Genomic DNA, 22780 nt, shown 5'->3' with positions numbered 1-22780 from the left:
AGTCCCTCCGGGTCGGGGTGGGGCGCGGACCGGGAGGGCACCGTCTCAAGGCCGGGGACAGGCCGGACGGGATTCTTCTCGCGCCGGCCGGCGATGGGCGGCGCGATACCTTCAAAGCAGCATCAACTGCTCGGCGGCGTTGGCTGCGGCAATAAACTGGTCGGTCCTGAGCTGCCGCCGCTCGGCATTTAACCCGAGCCGCTTGGCGGTGATCTCGAAACGGCGGCCGATCTGCCAGGCATAGGGTCCGGCGCCCTTCATGCGCTTGCCCCATTCCGAATCGTAGTCCTTGCCGTCGCGCATCGAACGGATCAGCGACATCACGTGCCGGTAGCGGTCCGGATAATGACGCAGCAGCCAGTCCTTGAAGATGGGCGCGACCTCCAGCGGCAGCCGCAAAATGACATAACCGGCCTCGCGCGCGCCGGCGGCGCGTGCCGAATCGAGGATGCGCTCCATCTCCGGATCGGTGAGGCCGGGAATGATCGGCGCGACCATGACGGAGGCGGGAATGCCGGCGTCGGAGAGCTGCCTTATCGCCTCCAGCCGCTTGGTCGGCGTCGACGCGCGCGGCTCCATGGTGCGTGCCAGCATGCGGTCGAGCGTCGTCACCGACAGCGCCACCTTGGCGAGCCCGCGTTCGGCCATGCGCGACAGGATGTCGATGTCGCGCGTCACCAGCGCCGATTTGGTGACGATGCCGACCGGGTGGCCGCGCGCCTCCAGCACTTCGAGGATCTCGCGCATGATCCGGTACTGCTTCTCGATCGGCTGATAGGGATCGGTGTTGGTGCCGATGGCGATGGTGCGCGGCTGGTAGCCGGGCTTCGACAGCTCCTTGTCCAGCATGCGCGCCGCATCCGGCTTTGCAAACAGCTTCGATTCGAAATCGAGCCCCGGCGACAGTCCCATGAAGGCATGCGTCGGCCTGGCGAAGCAGTAGACGCAGCCATGCTCGCAGCCGCGATAGGGATTGATCGAGCGGTCGAAGGAGATGTCGGGCGACTCGTTGCGGGTGATGATGGTGCGCGGCTTCTCGACCTGCACCTCGGTCTTGAACGGCGGCAACTCCTCAAGCGAGTTCCAGCCATCGTCGAACACATGCCGGCTCACCGGTTCGAAACGGCCGGACGGATTGATGCCGGCGGAACGGCCGCGGTTGCGGTCGGGCCGCACGCGCATGCCGCTCTGCTCGATCATCGCATTGGCCATCTCTGCTCTACCGGCCCCGAAGGCGGCAATGTCGGCACGCACGATCTGTTCCATCTTCGCCCTCTCCCAGGGACTGTCCGCAGGCTGTCGAATCGCTCGGTTCATGAAACTATTCCTATTTTCCGAATGAGAACAAAGCAAGAACTTTTTATGCCGCGATGCAAAAACTGGCGCGGCGCGCGGCTTTCCGCTATTCGGCTGGCAATGCTCAGCGTTCTCATCGAAACCCTGAATGACGAAGAGGGCCTTGCCCGCACGCTCGCCTCGCTGATTGGCGGCGCGGTCGAGGGCGTCGTGCGCGACGTCGTCGTTTGCGACACCGGCTCGACCGACCAGACCCATCGTGTCGCGGACCACGCCGGCTGCCACTACGTTGCAGGCGGCATTTCCGTCGGCATCAGGCAGGCCAAGGGCGACTGGCTGCTGTTGCTGGAGCCCGGCGCGCGCCTGTCGGACGGCTGGATCGAAGAGGTCGCGGCCCACACGGCGAGGCACACAATGCCGGCGCGCTTTTCCCGCGCGCGCGGCAGCCGCGCGCCATTCCTGGCAAGGGTCTTTTCCGGCAACCGGGCGCTCGCCGAAGGGCTTGTCATCAGCAAGCGCCAGGCCACGGCGCTTTCGAAAAGCGCCCGCAGCGCCGAGGCCATGGCGCGCGGCCTGGCGACGAAGAGGCTGGACGCCGAGATCTGGGTCGCGCCGCCGAAGTGAAGCTTGGCGCTTCCCATTCACCGCAATCTTCTATTGTGCATTGCACAAAATATGAGGCGGGGCTAACATCCCTTTGATGCGGGACAATCGGGTTTGGGTAATGCCGGAGCGGTGAGCAGCCGACTTTTCGACGGATGCCGCTCGTACCTGAGGACCCCGATGAACCTTTCGACATCAGACAAATCCGGCGCTGCAAGCCTGGAGGCGATCGCCCGCAACGGCAGCCTGTTTCGCCGCATCGCGGTGCGCATCCCGACCTATTTGACGGATCTGCGCGAGAACCCGGCCTGGCTGCCGATGTTCATGCTGGCGCGCACCATGCCGGGGCGCAGGATGCACTGGCTGGGCGCCAGGCCCGCCCGCCCGGCGCCGAATGCCGGGGATACGATGTTCAGCGGTATCGACCTCGACTCGGCGGTCGAGGCGCTTCGCTCCGAAGGTTTGTTCTCCGGCCTGGTCCTGCCGCAGGCGATCCATGAGGAGATCGCCAGCTTCGCCGACAACACGCCTTGCTTCGGCAATTTCGACCGCCGCCTCGAATTCATGCCCTCCGACCATGCCGAGGCCGAGAAGCGCTTCGGCCGCTCCTTGCTCAGCGGCCACTATTTCGAGCGCATCCTCTCCTCCAAGGCGGCGCTTGCCATCCAGAACGACCCGCTGCTGTCCGGCATTGCCCAGCACTATCTCGGCGGTCAGGCGAAACTGATCACGACGCGCGTCTGGTGGAGCTTTCCGACCGGCGAGGCTTCCGACGCCGACAAGAACCTCGCCTCGCTCGGCAAGTACCATTTCGACCTCGACGACTGGCGGATGCTGAAATTCTTCTTCTACCTGAAGCCCTGCGACGCCGGCACCGGCCCGCATGTCTATGTGCGCGGCAGCCACAAACGCCGCAGCCTCAAGCACCAGCTGACGCTGCTCGTCGGCCATCCGGCGGATGAGGTGCTGAAGGTCTATGGCGACGACAGCCCGGTCACGCTTACGGGTGAGGCGGGTCTCGGCTTCGTCGAGGATCCGTTCGGCTTCCACATGGGCACGGTGCCTTCGCGCACGCCGCGGCTGATGATGGAAGTCGGCTTCGGCGTGTCGCGGCCGTCGCGCCGGCGTTTCCACGGCGAGCCGGTCATCCGCTGAGCCGGCGACGCGGACAGGCGATTATCCGGCCTTGCCGCCACGCTTCAGGTGCTCGTCCAGGCGCGGCATGATCTCGACGAAGTTGCAGGGCATGTGGCGGTAGTCGAGTTGTGGCTTGATGATGCCGTCCCAGGCGTCCTTGCAGGCGCCGGGCGAGCCCGGCAGCACGAACACGAAGGTGGCGTTGAGGACGCCGCCGGTCGCCCGGCTCTGGATCGTCGAGGTGCCGATCTTGTCGTAGGAGATGCGGTGGAACACTTCGGAAAAGCCGTCCATCCGCTTTTCGAAGATCGGCTCCAGCGCTTCCGGCGTCACGTCGCGGCCGGTGAAGCCGGTGCCGCCGGTGGTGATGACGACATCGACGGCTTTGTCCTTCGACCAGTCGAGCACCTTGTCGCGGATCTTTTTCCGGTCGTCGGTGACGATGTCGCGGGCGGCGAGGATATGGCCGGCCTCCGCGATACGGTCGGCCAGCGTCTGGCCCGACTTGTCCTCGGCAAGGCTGCGCGTATCGGAAACGGTGAGAACCGCGATGCGCACGGGGATGAAGGGGCGGCTTTCGTCGATCCGGGCCATTCAGGCCTCCATGCTTCGCGTCGCGGCAACGAACCAGTCGGGATGGCGGTGCCTTATGTCGAGCGCCGCGCGCTTGGCGACATTGCCCGTCTCGAACAGGCCGAAGCAAGTGGCGCCGGAGCCCGACATGCGGGCAAAGCCGGCGTCGGCCTTCTTCAGCGCCCTGAGCGCTTCCGTGATGGCGGGCTGGATCGTCCGGGCGGCAGACTCGAGGTCGTTGCGCGTCGCCTCCAGCCAGTTGCGGATTGAGTGAAAATCAAGCTTCCCGGGCAGCGGCGGCAACGCCTCGTAGTCGCGGCTGGCCAGCGCCTTGAAAACCTCCGGTGTGGAAACCGCGACGCCCGGATTGACCAGCACCAGGCCGAGCGCGGGAAAGCCCAGCACGGCCGACAACTCGTCGCCGACGCCACGCGCAATCAGCGGCTTGGCCGCCAGGCACATCGGCACGTCGGCGCCGAGCGACAGGCCGATCCGCGCCAGCTCGGCTTCGCCTATGTCGAGCTGCCAAGTCTGGACCAGCCCGCGCAGAACGGCGGCGGCATCGCTGGAACCGCCGCCGACGCCGGAGGCGACCGGCAGGTTCTTTTCCAGCTTGATGGCGACCGGCGCCGCCCCCTGCGGGCCGGCTTCCCGGCGCAGCGCCTCGCGCGCCTTGACCACCAGATTGGTCTCGTCCAGCGGCACCGCCGGCGCATATTTGCCCGACACCGAAAACCGGTCGCTCTCGGCCAGCTCGATCTCGACCCGGTCGCCGAAGCGGGTGAACACGGCGAGGCTTTCGAGCAGATGATAGCCGTCGGCGCGCCTGCCGGTGACATGCAGCGCTAGGTTGATCTTGGCAGGGGCGAGCCAAATCCGCGTGCCGGCCTCGGCATCCAACGTGTCTGTTGCTGGCGAGATGGCGTTCAGTCCTTGGCCAGGCGATATTCGCCGGTCTTCGGGTCCTTGACCAGCGTTCCCATCGTGCCGTTGGCCGCCTGTTTCTCGGTGCGCCGGATCTTGGCCGTCACGCGTTCGGCTTCGCGGATGAAAGCGCGATAGCCGAAATAGGCGGCGGCGCCGATAACGACGAAGAAAATGATCTGCGGCATCCCAAAACTCCTCCCTCGAAAAGGCGGCGAATGCGGCCGGTCGGGTCGGTCAAGCGGATATGCTAGTCGCTTTCAACCTTTTTTCAAAGCCCGAAGCGCGCCCACAGCGCGCGCTCTTCCGCCGCATCGACGACGCCACTGGCCGCGGCGGCCGCGATGTCTGGCGCCGAAAAGCGCGACCCGAACAGCCCGAACCTGCCGAACAGGCCGCGCGGCGCAGTGATCAGTTTCAGCTGGGTCTTCGGTCCGAAGCGCGTCTTCAAAACGCCGCGCATGTCGCCCAGAGCATCGACGAGGCCGAGTTCGAGACCTTTCTTGGCGGTCCAGAACAGGCCGGTGAACAGGTCCGGATCGTCCTTCAGCCTGGTGCCGCGCCGCTCCTTGACGAGGTCGATGAAGGTTTCGTGCACCTCGAGCTGCAGCGCCTTCAGCCGCTCGACATCTTCCTTCTTCTCCGGCTTGAACGGGTCGAGCACCGCCTTGTTCTGGCCGGCGGTGTGGACGCGGCGCTCGACGCCGATCTTCTTCATCAGCTCGGGAAAGCCGAACGAGGCCGATACGACGCCGATCGAGCCGACGATCGAGGACGGATCGGCGAAGATCTCGTCGCCGGCGATCGCGATCATGTAGCCGCCGGAGGCCGCCACGTCCTCGACGAAGACCAGCACCTTCTTGTTCTTCTCCACCGCCAGGTCGCGGATGCGCTTGAAGATCAGCCGCGACTGCACCGGCGAGCCGCCTGGCGAATTGATGGAAACCGCGACAGCGGGCGCGTCGAAGGAGAACGCCTTTTCGATGAGGCCGGCGGTCGACGCCAGCGACAGGCTGGGCCGGAACTGGCCGCCGCCGGGCATGATCGTGCCGTGCAGCCGGATGACCGGAACGGTGACGACGGTGGAGCGCCAGGACTTCGGCAGCAGGCGGTTCAAGAGGCGTTTCACGAGATCTCCAGTCGCTGAAAAAGCAGGATGAGGCCTCATCCTGCATTGGGCATGTAGGAATTCACCAGCCTTCGGCAATGCCGCATGGCTGGCGCAGGATCAGTCGCCGAACAGCGACGCCAGTCCATTGTTGATCATTTCGGTCCGTTCCGCCGGTCCGTTGCCCGTCTCGCCATGCAGCACCAGTGGCGGCCGGATCGACAGCTTGCCGCGCGCGCCGAGCGTCGCCCTGACGACGATGCGGATCGCCACCGCGTCGGGGCGAGGGTGGACCGAGAGCATCTCGGCATCGCCGAAGCGGCCCTCGATCGCATCGAGCAGTGCGCCGAGCTGCTCGGGCCTGGCGATGACGGCGAGCCCGCCGCGCGGCCTTGCCACGGCCGCAGCACTTCGGATCCAGCTTTCGAACAGCCCGTCCTCCATCACATGCGCCTGCTTGCGCAGCTGATCCGGCGTGGCGCGGTCCTCGGCGGCGTTGAAGGGTGGGTTCATGATGACGAAGTCGAAGCTGTTGTCGGCAAGGCCGGCCGCGCCGCGCGCCTTGCCGGTCAGTGTGACGTCGGCCCTCAGCACCGCGGCGCGGTCGCCGAGATGCGCATTGCCGGGATGGGCAAGCGTCGCGGCCGCGAATTCGGCCATGTCCGGCGAGCGTTCGACCAGCACGGCCCGCGCGGCGGGACACCGCGACAGCACCGCGAGCCCCGCGGCGCCGGCGCCGGCGCCGAAATCGGCAAGCCGTCCGGCGAAGGAGGAGGGCACGGCCGCCGCCAGCATCATGGCGTCCATGCCTGCACGATGACCGTTTCTCGGCTGAACCAGCCAGAAGCGCCCGCGATGGAACGCATCGACCGTGTGGGCCGGCGTGTCCGGGGCAAGGGCGGTTGACGCTACCATTACTTGCGGCGAATCTCGTTGGCGATGCCGGCGTCGGTCAAGATGCGGCGCGCCGCATCCGCCTGGTCGGCATCGACCATGACGCGTCGGGGCAGGATGCCGATCGAGCCGTCGAGCACGCTCATGTTCTGGTCGGCGACGAAACAGGCGATGCCGGCATCGCGCATCAGCGATTCGACAAAGGATATGATCACGGCATCGTTGGTGCGGATGAGCTCTATCATGGAACGAAAATCGCAGGTTGCGCCGTTCCTGTAAACGTGGGCGTTCCGAGTGCTGGCCGCAACCGCGCCAATTCGCCTCTTGCCGTGCCGGTGGATGCCGCCCTAGAGTCGGTCCGGGACTAGGGTGCCGCGTGCGCTTGGAATAGACGGGAGTGTCTGTGGTGGGTGTCGTTCTCAACATCGAAAACGGGAAGCGGGAACCCGCCTCCATCAAGGATCTGATCGATCTCACGGCCGCCGACATGGGGCGCGTCAACGAATTGATCCTGTCCAAGGCCGGCTCCGACGTCGAGATGATCCCGGAGGTCGCCAACCACCTGATCTCGTCCGGCGGCAAGAGATTGCGGCCGATGCTGACGCTCGCCGCCGCCCAGATGTTTGGCTATTCCGGCGAAGGCCACGTCAAGCTCGCCACCTCGGTCGAGTTCATGCACACCGCGACGCTGCTGCACGACGACGTCGTTGACGAAAGCGGCATGCGGCGCGGCAAGAAGACGGCGCGCATGATCTGGGGCAACCAGGCGAGCGTGCTGGTCGGCGATTTCCTGCTCGGCCAGGCCTTCCGCATGATGGTCGATGTAGGCTCGCTGGAAGCGCTCGACATCCTGTCGAGCGCTGCGTCCATCATCGCCGAGGGCGAAGTGATGCAGCTTGCCGCCGCCAAGAACCTCGAAACGACCGAGGACGAGCATTTCGCCGTCATCAAGGCCAAGACCGCGGCGCTGTTCTCCGCCGCCGCCGAGGTTGGCCCGGTCATCGCCCAGGCGACGCGCAACGATCGCGCGGCGCTGCGTTCCTACGGCATGAATCTCGGCCTTGCCTTCCAGCTCATCGACGATGCGCTGGATTACGGCGGTTCCAGCAAGGATCTGGGCAAGAATGTCGGCGACGATTTCCGCGAGGGCAAAGTGACGCTGCCGGTGATCCTCGCCTACCGGCGCGGCACCAAGGCTGAACGCACCTTCTGGAAGCGCGCCATCGAGGACAATGTCACCGATGACGCCGGGCTCGAAAAGGCGATCGGCCTGATGACCCGTCACGGGGCGATCGCTGATACCATCGGCCGCGCCCGCCATTTCGGCGAGATCGCCCGCGACGCGCTGGCGCCGCTGGAGGCGACGCCGCAGAAATCGGCGCTGATCGACGTCATCGATTTCTGCATCGCCAGAGTGAACTGAGGTTCGGGCGGCGGACTGCCAATCCCGCCCGGCACACGTTCTCGACGCGGCCAATGCACACTATGCGCGGGCCTTTTACACAGGCTTGACGCGCCAGGCCTGCCAGGGCTGCGAATGGGCCGGGCTATCCGGCGGGGTCGCCGCGAGCGGCTATCGTGACGCCAAGGCGTAGATCATCATGTCAAGGTGTAGGTTGGCCGCGCGATCTGCTATAATGCTTCGTCATGGTTCGTTAATCGGGTGACCCGATTGTGAATTCGGCCCGGATTGAAGCCTGACCCCAAAAAGGCCATGCTTTGTCGGGAAAAGACCGAGTCTGTGGCGGTCCCATCGACTTGGGGATTGCGTCTGGCTGAAAGGGATACGATGCGGCAAGGACGTGCGCGCTGGCTCGCAGGGCTGGCAATTGTGACGGGCATGGCGATCTCGGGTCTGCCGGCCTACGCCAAGCAAACCACCGAGCCGGTCAAGATCACGTCGTTCTCCGGCGCCTATCTCGCCGCCCGCATTGCCGAAGGCGACAACGATCTCGACAGTGCCATCGCCTATTACAAGCAGGCGCTCGCCTTTGCGCCCGGCGACACCACGCTGCAGCAGAGCCTGATGCTGTCGCTGATCGCGCAGGGCCGCTTCGGGGAATCGCTCGTCTATGCCGACAAGCTCAAGGAAGTGCCCGATGTCGAGCGCTTCTCGCGCTTGGCGCTGGCGGTAGATTCCTTCCACAAGAAGGATTTCTCCAAGGCTGAGTACTGGCTGAAACTGTCGCTCGAATCCGATCTCGACCGGCTGTTGTCCGGCGTCATGAGCGGCTGGGCCAAGGAAGGCGCCGGCGAGCCCGCCGATGCCATGGCCGCCATCGACAAGCTGCAAGGCCCCGACTGGTTCGGCCTGTTCAAATCCTTCCACCGCGCGCTGATTGCCGACGCCGCGGGCATGTCGGAGAAGGCCGATCAGATCTACGCCGCGACGCTGCAGGACACCACCGCCGGCGGTGCAGCGCCGGAGACGTGGATGCGCAACGCGCAGGCCTACGCCTCCTTCCTCGCCCGCAAGGGCGACAAGGCCAAGGCGCTTTCGGTGCTCGACCAAGCCGAGGCATTCGCGCCGGGCAAGCTGGAAATCACGACGCTCCGCGACAGGATCAACAAGGGCGACAAGATCGAGCCCTTCATCGCCGGCCCGTCCGACGGCGCCTCCGAGATTCTGCTCGATCTCGCCACCGCGCTCAATCGCGGCGGCGGCGAGCCGTTCGTGCGCCTCTATCTGCAATATGCGCTGGCGCTGAAGCCCGACAGCGATGCGGCCCTGGTGCAACTCGCCGCCGTCGCCGAGCAGCTGAAGGACGGCGAGGGCGCAATAGCACTCTATAGGCGCATTCCCGATTCATCGCCGCTGAAGGAGCTTTCCGACCTGCAGCTCGGCCTCAACCTCGCCGATCTCGATCGCCATGATGAGGCGATCACCCATCTGAAGGCGTTCGTCGAAAAGCATCCGGACGATATGCGCGCCTATCTGGCGCTGGGCGGCGTCTATTCCTCCAAGGAGGACTTCCGCTCTGCCGCCAACCTCTACGACAAGGCCGTCGAGGTGCTGAAGACGCCGACCAATGCCAACTGGAACATCTTCTACCAGCGCGGCATCGCCTATGAGCGGCTGAAGGAATGGCCGAAGGCCGAGCCGAACTTCCGCAAGGCGCTGGAGCTGTTCCCCGACCAGCCGCAGGTTCTGAACTATCTCGGCTATTCCTGGGTCGACATGAACATGAACCTCAAGGAAGGCCTGGCGATGATCCAGAAGGCCGTCGACCTCAGGCCGAGCGACGGCTACATCGTCGATTCGCTGGGCTGGGCCTATTTCCGCATGGGCCGGTTCGAGGACGCGGTCCGCGAAATGGAGCGTGCCGTGTCGCTGAAGCCGGAAGACCCGGTTCTGAACGACCATCTCGGCGATGCCTACTGGCGCGTCGGCCGCAAGCTGGAAGCCACCTACCAGTGGAACCAGGCCCGCGACCTGAAGCCGGACCCCGACGTGCTCGCCACCTTGCAGCAGAAGCTGCTCAAGGGCCTGCCGCCGATCGAATCCAACACGGCGCAGGAAACCCCGAAGGTCAAGCCGGTCACGCCCGCGCCGAAGGGGTGATATCGGCGATTTGATTTATGAACGGGGCTCCTGGGGAGCCCCGTTTTTGTTTTCAGAACAGCTTTCTGTAGACGACGAACCCCGAGCGCTCGGCGACCTTGTCGTAGAGTTGCATCGCCGTCTGATTGGTCTCATGCGTCTGCCAATACACGCGGCCGGCGCCGGCGGCTTCGGCGCGCTCGTAAACGGCGCTTATGAGTGCCCGGCCGACGCCCTTGCCGCGCGCGGCCTGGGTGGTGAACAGATCCTGCAGATAGCAGTTCGGCGCGATCGCCGTCGTGCTGCGGTGGTAAAGATAGTGGACGAGACCGAGAAGGCGTCCTTCGCTTTCGGCCACCAGCGCATGCACCGGCTCGTAGGCGTCGAAGAAGCGTGACCAGGTCATGGTCGTGACCTCCTCGGCCAGGGCTGTCTCGCCCGATCGGCCGTAAAAGGCGTTGTAGCCGTCCCAGAGCGGCAGCCATTGCTCGAAATCCTCTCGCCTGACGGGGCGGATGCTGATCGGGTCCGGCATGGCTGACCTGCTGTTGCTGGTGGCTGCGGCGTCGAACAGACCGCGGCCCGGTCTTGCCGGCAATGGGCCAGTCGCGGGCCTTGCCTTGACGCTTGCCGGCCGGGCCTCTAGGACGTGCCCGTATCCAGCCGCTCCATCGAGGCCGCCGTGACCGTCGACATTCCCGCCCATATGCATCCCAGCCGCTCCTTCCAGGGGCTGATCCTGACCTTGCACAATTACTGGGCGAACTATGGCTGCGTCATCCTGCAGCCCTACGACATGGAGGTCGGCGCAGGCACTTTCCACCCAGCAACCACCTTGCGCGCTTTGGGCCCGAAGCGCTGGAACGCCGCCTATGTGCAGCCTTCGCGCCGGCCGAAGGACGGCCGCTATGGCGAGAACCCCAACCGGCTGCAGCACTATTACCAGTACCAGGTGATCCTGAAGCCGAACCCGCCCAATCTGCAGGAACTCTATCTCGGCTCGCTGGAAGCCATCGGCGTCGATCCGCTGCTGCACGACATCCGCTTCGTCGAGGACGATTGGGAGAGCCCGACGCTGGGCGCCTGGGGGCTCGGCTGGGAGTGCTGGTGCGACGGCATGGAAGTGTCGCAGTTCACCTATTTTCAGCAGGTCTGCGGCATCGAATGCGCGCCGGTGGCCGGCGAGCTCACCTACGGTCTGGAGCGCCTCGCCATGTATGTGCAGGGCGTCGACAATGTCTACGACCTCAACTTCAACGGCCGCGAGGGCGCCGATAAGGTCACCTATGGCGACGTCTTCCTGCAGGCCGAGCAGGAATATTCGCGCCACAATTTCGAATTCGCCAACACCGCGATGCTGCTCAGGCACTTCGAGGACGCCGAGGCCGAATGCAAGGCGCTGCTCGCAGCCGGCGCGCCCGGGTCGAGTAACGCGCAGGCGAGGCACCGCATGGTGCTGCCGGCCTATGACCAGTGCATCAAGGCCAGCCATGTCTTCAACCTGCTCGACGCGCGCGGCGTGATCTCGGTCACCGAACGGCAGAGCTACATCCTCAAGGTGCGCAACCTGGCCAAGGCCTGCGGCGAAGCCTTCCTGCAGACCGAGGCGGGCGGCCTGGCGGCCTAGCTCGACACGATTGCGATTTCAGTGGCGGCGGTGATCGGCAGCGAGTTCTGGCTGCTTGCGCCATCGATCGTGCGCATCGCCTGCCGCACACCCGGCATCGTGAACGTGCCATGCGCCTGGGCGGCGAAACAGGCGCTCAGTGCCAGGATCTGCAGGGTTCTCGATACCGTTTTCATGGTCGTTCAGCCAATAGGTCTCTGCCTGAGCGTTGGTCGCTTCAGCGCAGCGTTTGGTTCACGGGATTTCTGCTCTTAGGACGGGTGGGCCCGCTTCGTCCCGACAAAGATCTGATAATTTCCTGAAACAGCTCGATCCGGCGATCGGCAGGCAGGGGTGACAGCGGCGAGCCGAGTTGCTATGCCGCTCCTACCTCCCCCTTGATGGGGGAGGTCGCCGCGAAGCGGCGGGTGGGGGTGCTGCGCGATTCCCAATGCCAAAACTCGATCGGTTCAAGCTGCAGTCCGCGCGAAGGCTTCGCGCGACTATGACCGAGGAAGAACGTACGTTGTGGCGGCACCTCTGGCGCATTCCGGTAGAGGGCACGCACTTTCGCCGACAGGCATCCGTAGGCGGCTACTACCCCGACTTCATCTCACATCGGCTGAAGCTGATTATCGAAGCAGATGGCTTCCACCACAGTTTTGATGACCAGCAGAGCCATGATGAGGCTAGAACACGATGGTTTGAAAGCCAGGGCTATCGTGTCCTTCGTTTCTGGAACCACGAGATAAAAAACGAACTGGATTCCGTCCTCGATACAATTTATGCGGCGGTGGAAGAACGGAAATCACACCTGCGTTTGCGCGATGGTGCCGACGGTGTTGGCGGTTGAGACGCCGCCACCCCACCCCGGCGCTACGCGCCGACCCTCCCCATCGAGGGGAGGGTAAGGAGCCAACCCTATGCCCGACCTGCTTCTGGAACTTCGCTCCGAGGAAATCCCCGCGCGCATGCAGCGCAAGGCTGCGGGCGACCTCAGGAAGATGCTGACCGACGGCCTGGTCGAGGCGGGTCTCACCTACGAAGCGGCGCGCGAGTACTGGACGCCGCGGCGCCTGGCGCTCGACATTCGCGGCCTGACGGCGCGTTCCAAGGACATTCGCGAGGAGATCAAGGGACCAGCCACCTCTGCGCCGGAGCAGGCGGTGCAGGGCTTCCTGCGCAAGGCGGGCCTCGCCTCGATCGCCGAGGCGCATGTCCATTCCGACCCGAAGAGAGGCGACTTCTATGTCGCCCATATCTCCAAGCCGGGCAGGGCGGCTGAAGAAATCATCGCCGAACTGGTGCCGGCGATCATCCGCAGCTTCCCGTGGCCGAAATCGATGCGCTGGGGACCGGCCTCGGCCAAGCCCGGCTCGTTGCGCTGGGTGCGGCCGCTCCAATCGATCGTCTGCACCTTCGGACCCGAGACCGAGGAGCCGGTGGTGGTCGATTTCGAGATCGACGGCATCCGCTCCGGCAACGTCACCTATGGCCATCGTTTCCTGGCGCCGGGCGATTTCACCGTGCGCCGCTTCGACGACTATGTGTCGAAGCTGGAAGCGGCCAAGGTCGTGCTCGATGCCGACCGCCGCAAGGAGATCATCCTTGCCGACGCCCGCAACCTCGCCTTCGCCAACGGCCTCGACCTGGTCGAGGACGAGGGGCTGCTGGAGGAAGTGTCCGGCCTTGTCGAATGGCCGGTCGTGCTGATGGGCGAATTCGAGCAGGATTTCCTCGCCATACCGCCCGAGGTCATCCGGCTGACCATCCGCGCCAACCAGAAGTGCTTCGTCACCCGGCCGCAAGGGGCGGGCGAGGACCTGTCCAACCGCTTCATCCTCGTCGCCAACATCGAGGCGAGCGATGGCGGCAAGGAGATCGCGCACGGCAACGGCAAGGTGGTGCGCGCCCGCCTGTCCGATGCGCTCTATTTCTGGAAGACCGACCAGGGCGATCTGCCGGATCTCAGCGAGCTCCAGGCGTCGGCCGAAAAGTTCGGGCTCGATCTGAAGAAGCCGCTCGACCAGCGCATGGCACGCCTCGACCATCTCAACGTGACCTTCCACGCCAAGCTCGGCACGCAAGGAGCGCGCGTGGAGCGCATCGCGCGGCTGGCTGAGGAACTGGCGCCGATCGTCGGCGCCGATCCGGCGCTGGCGCGCCGCGCCGCAATGCTGGCCAAGGCCGATCTGCAGACCGAGGTGGTTGGTGAGTTCCCGGAACTGCAAGGTGCCATGGGGCGCAAATACGCGCTGCTGGAGGGCGAGCATCCATCCGTCGCCGCGGCCGCCGAGGAGCACTACAAACCGCAGGGCCCGTCCGACCGCGTGCCGACCGATCCGGTCTCGGTTGCCGTCGCGCTCGCCGACAAGCTCGACACGCTGACCGGTTTCTGGGCCATTGATGAGAAACCAACCGGCAGCAAGGATCCGTTCGCGCTGCGGCGTGCTGCGCTCGGTGTGGTCAGGATCCTGATCGAGAACCGCGTTCGTTTGGCGCTGACGTCGATCTTCGCCAAGGCCTTTGCAAACTTCGCAGGCGGCGCAAGCCAGCAGTCCGACCTCCTCGCCTTCTTCCACGACCGCCTGAAAGTCTATCTTCGCGACCAGGGCGCGCGGCATGATCTGATCGACGCCGTCATCACGCCGCAGTCGGACGACCTCTTGCAGATCGTGCGCCGCGTCGAGGCTCTCGGCTCCTTCCTCGACAGCGACGATGGCAGGAACCTGCTCGCCGGCACCAAGCGCGCGGCCAACATCCTGGCGGCCGAGGAGAAGAAGAAAACGCTGGTCGCCGATCGTGTCGAGCCGGCGCTGTTTCGCGAGGATGCCGAGAAATCGCTGTTTGCCGCGGTGAATCAAGCCGAGAAGGAAGCCGGCCAAGCGATTCAAAACGAAGATTTTTCCGCCGCCATGCTGGCGCTTAGCGTGTTGCGTGAACCGGTTGATTCATTCTTTGAACGGGTTCTTGTGAATGATGAGGACCAGGCCGTGCGCGCCAACCGCCTGGCCCTGCTGGCCCGCATCCGCGCCGCCACCGATCAGGTCGCGGATTTCTCCAAGATCGCCGGCTGACGGCTGAAAACGCGGACCCTGCAATTGCCTGCGCCCATCTGCGCGAGGGCGTGTGGTCCCGCTTTCAGGCGCCAATATTTCATACGCTGGAGCCGGCTTACAGTCATATGACGATGACCTCCGCGTGGGAGAATCAGGACGTTCCCCCAACCACGGAGGCTTGCCATGAATTCCGACCACGACATCGAAGTCACTGAAGAAACCACGGCCGCTGCCGAGGCGATCGAATCTGCTTCCGACGACACCCTCGACCATGCCGCCGCTGCCGCGGTCGAAGCCGCCGACCTGTCTGACGATGACGAGGACGGCGACGACGAGGAAGCCACCCTGTCGGGTGACGACGAGGACGAAGACGGCGAGGACGAAGAAGACGGCGTGAAGGCCGAAGGCGAGGACGACGAAGACGAGTCCGACGAGGACAAGGAAGAAGCCGCCTGAGCCATCCTACAGGCGGCCTTGGCCGTCCTGGAGGCGGCCTGAGCCGCGCTCCACAGGTAGCCCGCCTAGTTGAAGAAGGGGCGGCGTCAATGTGCCGCCCTTTTGTCGTCAGTCCTCGAGGATGCTGACGTAGACACTGTTCGAATAGACGTCGACCTGGATCAGCGGCTCGCCATTGACGATGGCGCGACGTGTCGCGCCGCTCATCGCGCCGCCGCGCCTCAGCATTCGCTCCAGATCGGCGCGGTCTTCATTGCTGCGGAACCAGGCATCGCCTTCGTCGTCACGGTCGCGCCGATGGAACTTGTGCCAGTTGGCGCGGTCCTGCCGCACCATCTGCGCAGCGCTGTCCAGCGCGTAGCCGTCGCTGGCGTGATGGTCGCGCTCGGAAATGCGCGCGACATAGGAGCCGAGCATGTCGTCGGCCCGCGCCGTGCTCGTGCCCAGCGCCAGCAGCAATGCGGCGACGGCAAATCGTCTCGTCTCGTTCATAGTGACCCCCTTTTGAAAACCAGTCTTCTTCCACTGAAGCCGCCCGACAATTCGGGCAGTAGCGATGGAATCAGGAGGAATACTGCCATCCGGGCATATGCGCCGGATGACGGATACGCCTCCACTGAAAGCTTACATGGCTTTCTCGACAGGGGATATCGGAGCCGGCTGCGCCGCTGCCGGTTGTGGTTGCTTCGGCTCGGGCTGAGGCTTCGCCTCGGCAGTGCCGTTCGAAGCGGTCGCCGTTTCCGCCGGCTTGCCGTCGTCGGCGGGTTTCGTGTCGGTCGCCGGCGCCGTGGCGGTGGTGGCCTTGGCCGGCGCGGCGGCAGGCGTTGCAAAGGCGCCGCCGACGACGCCGCCGCGAATGATCATCGGGCTCTGCATGGAGCCATGGTGGGCCGGCTTCTCGGGGATCGCCGCCACCTTCTCGTCGGTGACATCGGGCGGCGGCTCGCCAAGCGCCACGACCGACGGCATCGAGCCCGGCTTCATCGGTTCGGGCGCCAGCCGGACGATGGAAGGCGTCGTGGTCGACGCGCCCAACACGACAATGGACGAAGCCTGCGCGCCGCCGGTGATCGCCGACAGGCTGACGCCAAACGCTGCAAGGACACGCATCGACACCATGATAGTTTCCCCTGGCCCTACAAACCGGCACCATATTCCCAGCGGGATTGATGCCTGCTTGCGCGGAAACATAGCATTTTAGGGATTGATAATTCGCCAACGCCCGGACTTGCCCCCCGGACGCCGCCGTATTACGCAGCCCGGCATCCATAGAGGTGACGACAATTGGCTGAGATAGTTGCCGCCGGCGAGGCGATGGAGCAGGCGCTGGCGCTGCTCGAGAGCGGCGATGTCGTCGCCATCCCGACCGAGACCGTCTATGGGCTGGCCGGCGACGCCACCAGCGGCATTGGGGTTGCCCGCATCTTCGAAGCCAAGGGCCGCCCACGCTTCAACCCGTTGATCGCCCATGTCGCCGATCTCGCCATGGCCGAGCGCATCGCGTCCTTCGACCCGTTGTCGAGAAAGCTGGCCGCGGCCTTCTGGCCGGGGCCGCTGACGCTGGTGCTGCCGCAGCGCCCTGGAAATGGCATTCATCCGCTGGTCACGGCAGGGCTGGACACGATCGCGCTGCGCATGCCCAAGGGGTTCGGCGGCGAGCTTATCGCCAGGCTCGGTCATCCGCTCGCCGCGCCCAGCGCCAATTCTTCCGGAAGAATAAGCGCCACCACCGCCGAGGCCGTCGCCGCCGATCTGGGCGACAGGATCAGGCTGGTGGTCGATGGCGGCGCGACCCCGGTCGGCCTGGAATCGACCATCGTCAAAGTCGAGGGCGAGAACGTGCGGCTGCTGCGGCCAGGCGGCATCGCGGCGGCCGAGATCGAGGCCGTCACCGGCAAGCCGCTGCTGCGCGGCGCGGCCGCCGGCATCGAGGCGCCGGGCATGCTCGCCTCGCACTATGCGCCGGGCGCCGCGCTGCGGCTCAACGCCCGACAGATCGCCAAAGGCGAAGCGCTATTGGCCTTTGGCGGCCGCCGCGCCGCAGGCTGGCAAGGTGCGGCCTCGCTGCGCAACCTTTCCGAGGCGGGCGATCTGCGCGAGGCGGCGGCGAACCTGTTCGCTTACATGCAGGACCTCGACCGCAGCGGCGCCGCGACCATCGCCGTCGAGCCGATCCCTTTCGACGGGCTGGGCGAGGCGATCAACGACCGGCTGTCGCGCGCCGCCGCGCCGCGTGACAAGATCGCCTGAGCGCCATAGGTTCTGGCCCCATGAACGATCAAACCGACGACCAGCCCTTCAACCTCGATCCCAGCCTAATCGACCGTTTCGCGGCCATCGTCGGCGACAAATACGCCTTGCGCGACCAGGCCGGGATCGCGCCCTATATCACCGAAAGGCGCGGTCTCTGGCACGGCCGGACGTCGCTGGTGCTGAGGCCGGGCAGCGTCGATGAAGTGAGCCGCATCATGCGGCTGGCGACCGAGACCGGAACACCCGTCGTGCCGCAGAGCGGCAACACCGGTCTCGTCGGCGCCCAGGTGCCGGACAAGTCCGGCCGCGACATCGTGCTTTCGCTATCCAGGCTGAACCGCATCCGCGAGATCGACGTGCTTTCCAACACCGTCACCGTCGAGGCCGGCGTCATCCTGCAGACCTTGCAGGAAGCGGCCGACGCCGCCGGCCGGCTGTTTCCGCTGTCGCTCGCCGCGCAAGGCTCTTGCCAGATCGGCGGCAACCTTTCCTCCAACGCCGGCGGCACCGGCGTTCTTGCCTACGGCAATGCGCGCGAGCTCTGCCTCGGCGTCGAGGTGGTGCTGCCGACCGGCGAGGTGTTCGACGATCTGCGCAAACTGAAGAAGGACAACACCGGCTACGATCTGAAGAACCTCTTCGTTGGCGCCGAAGGCACGCTCGGCGTCATCACCGCCGCCGTGCTGAAGCTCTTCCCGAAGCCGAAGGGCAGGGAGGTTGCCTTTGCCGGCCTGCCGTCGTCCCCGAAGGACGCGCTCTCTCTGTTCACCTTGGCGATGGACCGGGCCGGCGCCTCGCTCACCGCATTCGAGCTGATCGCTAAAAGGCCCTACGACTTCACGCTGAAACATGGTCAAGGCATCACCCGGCCGCTGGCTGACGACTGGCCATGGTATGTCTTGATGCAGGTTTCTTCCGGCCGTTCCGAAGAGGACGGCAAGGCGTTGATCGAGGAGATTCTTTCAGCCGGCCTCGAGCAAGGCATCGTCGGTGACGCCGTGGTCTCGGCAAGCCTTGCCCAGGGCGACGCTCTCTGGAATTTCCGCGAGACGCTCCCCGAATGCCAGAAGCCCGAGGGCGCCTCGATCAAGCACGACATCTCCGTGCCGATAGCCGCGATCCCCGACTTCATCGAAAAGGCTGCCGGCGTGGTGGAGAGCGTCTGCCCCGGCGCGCGCGTGGTCTGCTTCGGCCACATGGGCGACGGCAACCTCCACTACAACATCTCCCGCCCTTTGGACTGGCAGGACGCGGCGTTCCTCGACCTCTACCATCCGATGAACGCGGCCGTGCACGACGTCGTGCGTTCCTTCCATGGCTCGATCTCGGCCGAGCACGGTATCGGCCAGCTGAAGCGCGACGAGCTGATCGCCACGGCGCCGCCGATGGCGATCGACCTGATGCGCCGGGTGAAGGCTGCCTTCGACCCGGCCGGCATCATGAATCCCGGTAAGGTTATCTGATCCTTCCGACATGTTGCGGCTGGTCGCATTCCGATAACCATCGGCTCAGATCAGCAAAATTTAACCGACTTTCTTAAGCGCGGCGGTAAGAAGCCAGCGCTAATGTTTCCCCATAAGCGAGGCCGGAAAAAACTGGCCCGGAGAGAACCGGTAAACGGCCCTCAGGAGACACAGGAAGGCACTCGATGAACACTGGACTGAAGCCAGTCTGGGCTGGGCGCAACATGCGTCTCGACCCATTCCGCCTGCCGCAGATGGTCAGCTATGCGACACGCGACGACTATGGCGATGTTACCTTCACCATCGACCAGCGTGGCGCCGTCATCCGCCGCACGCTGGAGATGAGCGGCGTGCCGGCGATCATCGCGCTGCCCGCCAAGGCGTTTCGCGGCGTCGCCGCCCGCGCCATGGAAGACCCTGAAGGCAATGTCACCGTGACGCTCGAGCTTCTGCACAATGATCCGATGCTGTCGGTGCCGCTGCTGGTCGCCGACGACCTCGACGATGTCGCCGCCGACTGGCGCGCCTGGGCCGATGCCTATCGCCTGCCGATGCTGCTGATCGAGGCCGACGGCGTTGCCCGCACGCTGGAGGAATCGCTCGGCGCCGCCATCAAGGCGCTGCCGCCGCAGGAGCGCCGCAAGGGTCGCGTCTCGACCATGCGCCGCCCGCGCTTCCTCGCCCGCCGCAGGGCCGGCAATCTTGGCCTCAGACTCGTCGTCGACGGCGAGGAGATCATCGCACGCGAATAACGCGATTTCCCCCTTCTCCCCTTGTGGGAGAAGGTGTCCCCGAAGGCGACGGATGAGGGGTGCTCCAGGGAACGCCGACGTTTCACTCCGCTGGAACACCCCTCATCCGTCTCGGCGCTGCGCGCCGATCCACCTTCTCCCACAGGGGGAGAAGGGAAGAAGCTAAATCAGCGGCTTCAGCGCCACCCACAGCGAGCCGCCGATCAGGCCGAGGAAGATCAGCCAGCCGACCTGGTTGTTCGACTTGAACAGCTTGAGGCACTGGTCCGGATTGTTAATGTCCAGCCTAGCGATCTGCCGCGCCATATGCGCGCCGGCGGCGATCAGCCCGGCCAGCGCCGGCATCGGCGCCTGCGCTGAAGCGAAGGCGATGGCGAAGCAGATGAGCGCGCCGCCGTAGAGGCCGACCAGCCAGGTCTTGGTGTTGTCGCCGAACAGCCGCGCCGTCGAGCGCACGCCGACGATGGCGTCGTCTTCCTTGTCCTGGTGCGCATAGATCGTGTCGTAGCCGATCACCCACAGGATCGAACCGATATAGAGCATGATAGCCGGGCCATCGAGATCGCCGAACTCGACCGCCCATCCCATCAGCGCGCCCCAGGAGAAGGCAAGCCCGAGCACGAATTGCGGCCAGTCGGTGATCCGCTTCATGAACGGGTAGATCGCAACGATGACGAGCGAGGCTATGCCGAGCGGAATGGTGAAGCTGTTGAACTGCAACAGCACGGCCAGACCCACCAGCGCCTGGATGACCAGGAACACCCAGGCCTGCCGGCGCGTCACCTTGCCGGCCGGCAGCGGCCGCGAGCGCGTGCGCTCGACCTGGTTGTCGATGTTCTCGTCGGCCAGGTCGTTGTAGGTGCAGCCGGCGCCGCGCATGGCGATCGCCCCGATCAGGAACAGCAAAAGATACCAGGGCGCCGGCAGCAGCGTCAGCAGCGGGTCCGTCGGGCGCGGATAGGCGCTTGCCGCAAGCGCGGCCGACCACCAGCACGGCCATAACAGCAACTGCCAGCCGATCGGACGGTCCCAACGGGCAAGCTGCGCATAGGCCCACAGCCAGCGCGGCAGCGCGCGGTAGACCCAGTGACCGCTCGGCGCGTCGGCGACGCGGCCCTGGGCCGCTTTCGACTGGATGGTTTCCATCATGCTGGAGTGGCAGCAGCGGTGAGCGTCGTCAAGCGGCCGCGTTGTCGCTCATCCGGTGAAAACATCGTGACTGGCGAACCATTCTTTTGCCACCTCGATGAATGCCAGCGCCGCCTTCGGCAGGCGCTGGCGCGTGTCATGGGTGAGGATGATCCGCTGCATCGGCAGCGGATCGGCGAGTGGCCTGCAAACCAGCGGCAGGCCGTCATAGCTCAAGTCGCCATGCGGCCTGGTGTAGCTGACCGCAACGCCGAAGCCGTTGGCCACCATGCTGCGCTGCAGCTCGAACGAGCTCGTCGTCGATTGGGCGACGGGCGACAGGCCGCGGCTGAGGAAGAGGTCCAGCATGTGCTGCCAGCTGTGCGGCTGGTCCGTCATGATCAGAGGGTGCGCTGCGAGCTCCGCCAGGCTGACCGTCCGCCGGCTCGCCAGCGCATGCCCAGCCGGCAGAAGCGCGTGCGGCCGCAGCTCATGCAGGAGAATGCGGGCGAAATGCGCCGGCAGGCCGAGATCGTAGGTGAGGCCGAGATCGATGGCCGAATCGCCGAGCCGCCGGCCCAGCGTCTCGAAGGTCTCGTCGCGCACGACGACTGTGACTGATGGGCAGCGCTGGGAAAACGAGCGGATCAGCCCCGGTGCGAAATAGGGCGCCAGGTCCTCGAAGCAGCCGAGCACCAGCTCGCCGCCGACTTCGGCTTCTTGCGATCCCAGCCCCGCCAGCTCGTCCGCCTCGGCCAACACCTGTCTTGCCTTCGCCACGGCGTTGCGGCCGAACGACGTCAGCGCGACGCCGCTTCCGCGCTGGCGCACGAACAGCTTCTGGCCGAGCGTCTCCTCGACATTGTCGATCGCCACCGAGATCGACGGCTGCGAGACGTTGAGCGCCCTGGCAGCCGCGGTGACGCTGCCATGGCGTGCCACGGCGACGAGGTAGCGCAACTGCGTGAGAGTCAAATTCATAGGGTAGGACTATAAGTAAGATGAGAAGTTATTATTTTACGCGATGTACGGCGGCTGCGATAGTCGGCCATCCCAACCAAGGAGGACAGGATGGCCACCCGGATCGATGCCGAAGCAATTGCCGACTACCAGCGCGACGGCGCGGTCTGCATCCGTGGCGCCTTCAAGGATTGGGTCGATGTCATCGCCGACGGCATCGAGCGCAACGTGCAGAACCGCAGCGCCACCGCTTCCGACATCGCCAACGGCAAGGGCAGTTTCTTCGACGACTACTGCAACTGGGAGCGCATCCCTGAATTCGTCAGGATCGTCAGGGAATCGCCCGCGGCCGAACTGGCGGCGGCGGTGATGCAGTCGCGCAGCGCCCAGTTCTTTCACGATCACGTGCTGGTCAAGGAGCCGGGCACGCAGAAGCCGACGCCCTGGCACCAGGACATTCCGTATTACTTCGTCGACGGCAGCCAGACGGTCAGCTTCTGGATCCCGATCGATCCGGTGAAGGAAGCGACGCTGCGGCTGATCGCCGGCTCACATAGATGGGAAAAGATGGTCCTGCCGGTGCGCTGGCTGAACGACGCCAATTTCTATGCCGGCGAGGGCGACTACCGGCCGGTGCCCGATCCCGACAATGATCCATCGATGAAAGTGCTCGAATGGGAGATGGAGCCGGGCGACGCCATCCTGTTCGACTTCAGGACGGCGCATGGCGCGCGCGGCAATTTGACTTCGGCAAGGCGCCGTGCGCTGTCGCTGCGCTGGGTCGGCGACGACGCCCATTATGTCGAGCGCCCTGGCCGTACCTCGCCGCCCTATCCCGGCCACGGCATGCAGCCCGGCCAGAAGTTGCGCGAGGACTGGTTCCCGGTCGTTTTCCAGAGCTGACTGCGCCGGCGGGACCACTCATCAACCGGGAATGTCGCGACGTTCCCGTGCGCAACCGGCATCGAGCAAGCCAAAAGCCTTGACCCGCCGGCCACGGGGCAATAGCGGGAGGTCCTGTCGTGGA

General features: G+C 65.3%; 25 protein-coding genes. 12 read left to right on the top strand and 13 right to left on the bottom strand.

Annotated elements, in window-relative coordinates; all coding sequences use genetic code 11:
- Positions 1-111 precede the first annotated feature (111 nt).
- Positions 112-1266 (bottom strand): PA0069 family radical SAM protein, encoded by a 1155-nt coding sequence (locus JG743_RS25655; protein WP_202293833.1) that lies wholly within the window; start codon positions 1264-1266, stop codon positions 112-114.
- A 150-nt stretch (positions 1267-1416) separates the two neighbouring features.
- Here JG743_RS25655 and JG743_RS25650 point away from each other — a divergent pair, with 150 nt between their 5' ends.
- Together JG743_RS25650 and JG743_RS25645 are read left to right on the top strand one after the other, a co-directional pair.
- Positions 1417-1920 (top strand): glycosyltransferase, encoded by a 504-nt coding sequence (locus JG743_RS25650; RefSeq protein ID WP_202302959.1) that lies wholly within the window; start codon positions 1417-1419, stop codon positions 1918-1920.
- A 159-nt stretch (positions 1921-2079) separates the two neighbouring features.
- Positions 2080-3054, top strand: a complete 975-nt coding sequence (locus JG743_RS25645) for a hypothetical protein (protein ID WP_202293830.1) — start codon at positions 2080-2082, stop codon at positions 3052-3054.
- Positions 3055-3075: 21 nt separating this feature from the next.
- Here JG743_RS25645 and moaB read toward each other — a convergent pair whose 3' ends face one another.
- From moaB to JG743_RS25615, 6 genes are all read right to left on the bottom strand, one after another.
- Positions 3076-3630 (bottom strand): molybdenum cofactor biosynthesis protein B, encoded by a 555-nt coding sequence (gene moaB / locus JG743_RS25640; protein ID WP_202293827.1) that lies wholly within the window; start codon positions 3628-3630, stop codon positions 3076-3078.
- On the bottom strand, positions 3631-4509 hold the full coding sequence (locus JG743_RS25635; RefSeq protein ID WP_202293824.1) for a 4-(cytidine 5'-diphospho)-2-C-methyl-D-erythritol kinase: 879 nt from the start codon (positions 4507-4509) through the stop codon (positions 3631-3633).
- A 26-nt stretch (positions 4510-4535) separates the two neighbouring features.
- Positions 4536-4721: a hypothetical protein gene (locus JG743_RS25630; RefSeq protein ID WP_127284240.1), complete on the bottom strand. Its 186-nt coding sequence runs from the start codon at positions 4719-4721 to the stop codon at positions 4536-4538.
- A gap of 83 nt (positions 4722-4804) precedes the next feature.
- Positions 4805-5662, bottom strand: coding sequence for a S49 family peptidase (locus JG743_RS25625; protein WP_202293821.1), 858 nt, complete (start codon positions 5660-5662; stop codon positions 4805-4807).
- 99 nt (positions 5663-5761) lie between these two features.
- Complete coding sequence (locus JG743_RS25620) at positions 5762-6556, bottom strand: tRNA1(Val) (adenine(37)-N6)-methyltransferase (RefSeq protein ID WP_202293800.1); 795 nt, start codon at positions 6554-6556, stop codon at positions 5762-5764.
- Positions 6556-6780 (bottom strand): putative signal transducing protein, encoded by a 225-nt coding sequence (locus JG743_RS25615; RefSeq protein ID WP_126055969.1) that lies wholly within the window; start codon positions 6778-6780, stop codon positions 6556-6558. The genes JG743_RS25620 and JG743_RS25615 overlap by 1 nt, the downstream gene beginning before the upstream one ends.
- Positions 6781-6941: 161 nt before the next feature.
- Here JG743_RS25615 and JG743_RS25610 point away from each other — a divergent pair, with 161 nt between their 5' ends.
- Together JG743_RS25610 and JG743_RS25605 are read left to right on the top strand one after the other, a co-directional pair.
- Positions 6942-7958: a polyprenyl synthetase family protein gene (locus JG743_RS25610; protein ID WP_202293797.1), complete on the top strand. Its 1017-nt coding sequence runs from the start codon at positions 6942-6944 to the stop codon at positions 7956-7958.
- Between the two features lie 366 nt (positions 7959-8324).
- The gene (locus JG743_RS25605; RefSeq protein ID WP_202293794.1) at positions 8325-10097 is read left to right on the top strand and encodes a tetratricopeptide repeat protein; all 1773 of its coding nucleotides are present in this window, start codon (positions 8325-8327) and stop codon (positions 10095-10097) included.
- A 52-nt stretch (positions 10098-10149) separates the two neighbouring features.
- Here the strand turns inward: JG743_RS25605 and JG743_RS25600 are convergent, their stop codons facing one another.
- Positions 10150-10611, bottom strand: a complete 462-nt coding sequence (locus JG743_RS25600) for a GNAT family N-acetyltransferase (RefSeq protein WP_202293791.1) — start codon at positions 10609-10611, stop codon at positions 10150-10152.
- A gap of 147 nt (positions 10612-10758) precedes the next feature.
- Between JG743_RS25600 and JG743_RS25595 the strand changes: the two genes are divergently transcribed.
- Positions 10759-11703 (top strand): glycine--tRNA ligase subunit alpha, encoded by a 945-nt coding sequence (locus JG743_RS25595; protein ID WP_202293788.1) that lies wholly within the window; start codon positions 10759-10761, stop codon positions 11701-11703.
- On the opposite strand, the gene JG743_RS25590 is transcribed toward JG743_RS25595, so the two are convergent.
- The gene (locus JG743_RS25590; RefSeq protein ID WP_202293785.1) at positions 11700-11879 is read right to left on the bottom strand and encodes a hypothetical protein; all 180 of its coding nucleotides are present in this window, start codon (positions 11877-11879) and stop codon (positions 11700-11702) included. The two genes, JG743_RS25595 and JG743_RS25590, sit on opposite strands and share 4 nt — an antisense overlap.
- A gap of 254 nt (positions 11880-12133) precedes the next feature.
- Between JG743_RS25590 and JG743_RS25585 the strand changes: the two genes are divergently transcribed.
- The 3 genes from JG743_RS25585 to JG743_RS25575 all read left to right on the top strand — a co-directional run bounded on the left by JG743_RS25585 (position 12134) and on the right by JG743_RS25575 (position 15197).
- Positions 12134-12535, top strand: a complete 402-nt coding sequence (locus tag JG743_RS25585) for an endonuclease domain-containing protein (protein ID WP_202293783.1) — start codon at positions 12134-12136, stop codon at positions 12533-12535.
- A 70-nt stretch (positions 12536-12605) separates the two neighbouring features.
- Complete coding sequence (glyS, locus tag JG743_RS25580) at positions 12606-14759, top strand: glycine--tRNA ligase subunit beta (protein ID WP_202293780.1); 2154 nt, start codon at positions 12606-12608, stop codon at positions 14757-14759.
- A 165-nt stretch (positions 14760-14924) separates the two neighbouring features.
- Complete coding sequence (locus JG743_RS25575) at positions 14925-15197, top strand: ATPase (protein WP_202293777.1); 273 nt, start codon at positions 14925-14927, stop codon at positions 15195-15197.
- Between the two features lie 108 nt (positions 15198-15305).
- Here the strand turns inward: JG743_RS25575 and JG743_RS25570 are convergent, their stop codons facing one another.
- Together JG743_RS25570 and JG743_RS25565 are read right to left on the bottom strand one after the other, a co-directional pair.
- Positions 15306-15689: a hypothetical protein gene (locus JG743_RS25570; RefSeq protein ID WP_202293774.1), complete on the bottom strand. Its 384-nt coding sequence runs from the start codon at positions 15687-15689 to the stop codon at positions 15306-15308.
- A 132-nt stretch (positions 15690-15821) separates the two neighbouring features.
- Positions 15822-16316, bottom strand: coding sequence for a hypothetical protein (locus JG743_RS25565; RefSeq protein WP_202293771.1), 495 nt, complete (start codon positions 16314-16316; stop codon positions 15822-15824).
- A gap of 165 nt (positions 16317-16481) precedes the next feature.
- On the opposite strand from JG743_RS25565, the gene JG743_RS25560 reads away from it, so the two are divergent.
- The 3 genes from JG743_RS25560 to JG743_RS25550 all read left to right on the top strand — a co-directional run bounded on the left by JG743_RS25560 (position 16482) and on the right by JG743_RS25550 (position 19665).
- The gene (locus tag JG743_RS25560; protein WP_202293768.1) at positions 16482-17447 is read left to right on the top strand and encodes an L-threonylcarbamoyladenylate synthase; all 966 of its coding nucleotides are present in this window, start codon (positions 16482-16484) and stop codon (positions 17445-17447) included.
- Between the two features lie 20 nt (positions 17448-17467).
- A complete protein-coding gene (locus JG743_RS25555) occupies positions 17468-18913 on the top strand; it encodes an FAD-binding oxidoreductase (protein ID WP_202293765.1) in 1446 nt (481 codons plus the stop codon).
- A gap of 185 nt (positions 18914-19098) precedes the next feature.
- Complete coding sequence (locus tag JG743_RS25550) at positions 19099-19665, top strand: DUF6101 family protein (protein ID WP_202293762.1); 567 nt, start codon at positions 19099-19101, stop codon at positions 19663-19665.
- A gap of 162 nt (positions 19666-19827) precedes the next feature.
- Here the strand turns inward: JG743_RS25550 and ubiA are convergent, their stop codons facing one another.
- Both ubiA and JG743_RS25540 read right to left on the bottom strand, forming a co-directional pair.
- Positions 19828-20811: a 4-hydroxybenzoate octaprenyltransferase gene (gene ubiA / locus JG743_RS25545; RefSeq protein WP_202302957.1), complete on the bottom strand. Its 984-nt coding sequence runs from the start codon at positions 20809-20811 to the stop codon at positions 19828-19830.
- A 51-nt stretch (positions 20812-20862) separates the two neighbouring features.
- Positions 20863-21774 carry a LysR family transcriptional regulator gene (locus tag JG743_RS25540; protein ID WP_202293759.1) on the bottom strand — a complete coding sequence of 304 codons (912 nt, stop codon included), beginning with the start codon at positions 21772-21774 and terminating at the stop codon, positions 20863-20865.
- A gap of 90 nt (positions 21775-21864) precedes the next feature.
- Between JG743_RS25540 and JG743_RS25535 the strand changes: the two genes are divergently transcribed.
- Positions 21865-22656 carry a phytanoyl-CoA dioxygenase family protein gene (locus JG743_RS25535; RefSeq protein ID WP_202293756.1) on the top strand — a complete coding sequence of 264 codons (792 nt, stop codon included), beginning with the start codon at positions 21865-21867 and terminating at the stop codon, positions 22654-22656.
- Positions 22657-22780: the final 124 nt, after the last annotated feature.

The organism is Mesorhizobium sp. 131-2-1 (genome assembly GCF_016756535.1).
Taxonomy (GTDB): Bacteria; Pseudomonadota; Alphaproteobacteria; order Rhizobiales; family Rhizobiaceae; genus Mesorhizobium.
The sequence above is the reverse complement of the archived record's forward strand: the minus strand, read 5'-3'. Positions and strand labels throughout refer to the sequence as shown.